The organism is Alcanivorax sp. HI0044 (assembly GCF_001634945.1).
This window is the reverse complement of the sequence record NZ_LWEZ01001600.1, coordinates 1-1,117: the sequence shown is the minus strand read 5'-3', so window position 1 is coordinate 1,117 and position 1,117 is coordinate 1. Positions and strand designations below refer to the sequence as shown.

General features: G+C 58.7%; 1 protein-coding gene. It reads left to right on the top strand.

Features of this window, described 5'->3' with window-relative positions:
* Positions 1-31: 31 nt before the first annotated feature.
* The coding region (locus A3730_RS24200; protein ID WP_063539149.1) for an OmpP1/FadL family transporter at positions 32-1,117 on the top strand (1,086 nt) is incomplete at its 3' end.

The following is a 1,117-nucleotide window of genomic DNA, read 5'->3' as shown; positions in this document are numbered from 1 at the left end:
GCCGGCAAAATCATAACTCGGGAAAGTTATCATGAAGTATTCAAACAAAGCCGTGCTGGCAGCCGCGATTGCTGCTGCGTCCACCCAGGTGATGGCCAATGGCCTGGCTCTGAACGAACAGAGCGCCAGCAGCGCCGGCTCTGCCTACGCAGGCCGCGCCTCTACCGCCATCAACGCCAGCACTCTGTACGGCAACCCCGCCGGCATGAGCCGCCTGGACCGCGCCGAAGTCAGCGGCGGCCTGGCCTTTATTGATGCCAGCACTGATATCAGCAACGCCCAAGGCACGCTGCCAGGCACCAACGATGGCGACATGGTGCCCTTTTCTACCGTGCCCTTTGCTTACTATGTCACTCCTCTCAATGACAAATGGCATGCTGGTATCGGCCTGTACGCCCCGTTCGGTGTGGAAAGCGATTATGAAGACGGTTGGCAGGGTCGTTACAACGGCCTGAAAAGCATGGTTCAAGTCGTCACCATTCAACCCACCGTCAGCTACGCGTTCAACGACCGTATTTCTGTGGGCTTTGGCCCCACCTTCAGCCGCATTGATGGCGAGCTGACCAGCAACCTGCCCGGCGTGGCCTTCGGTTCTGCCACAGACCCCAAAGTAGAAATTGAAGGCGACGACGAAACCGTTGGCTTTAATGCTGGCGCCCTGTTTTCTCTCACCGAAACCCTGGACTGGGGCATCACCTACCACTCTAAGCAGGAATATACCCTGGAGGGCGACACCGCCATCTCTGGCATTCCAGCAGCCTCCGGCGGCGGCCTGATCAACGGCAGCTATGATGCGAAATTAGACATCACCATGCCCGAGTCCGTTGACACCTCTTTCAGCTACCAGGCCACCGACGCACTGGCACTGTACGCAGGCGCCACCTGGACCCGCTGGAGCCGTCTGGAAGGCATTGACGTAGAGAACAGTGGCCTGAACGCCATGTTCCAGCCGCAGTTCGGCACAATCTCTGAAGAACTGAACTGGGAAGATACCTGGGCATTTGCCGTTGGCGGCGCCTACCAGCTGACCCCGAAATGGGTACTACGTGCAGGCTATGCTCATGACGAATCCCCCACCAGCGATGCTGACCGTACCGTCCGCATCCCGGTGAGCGAT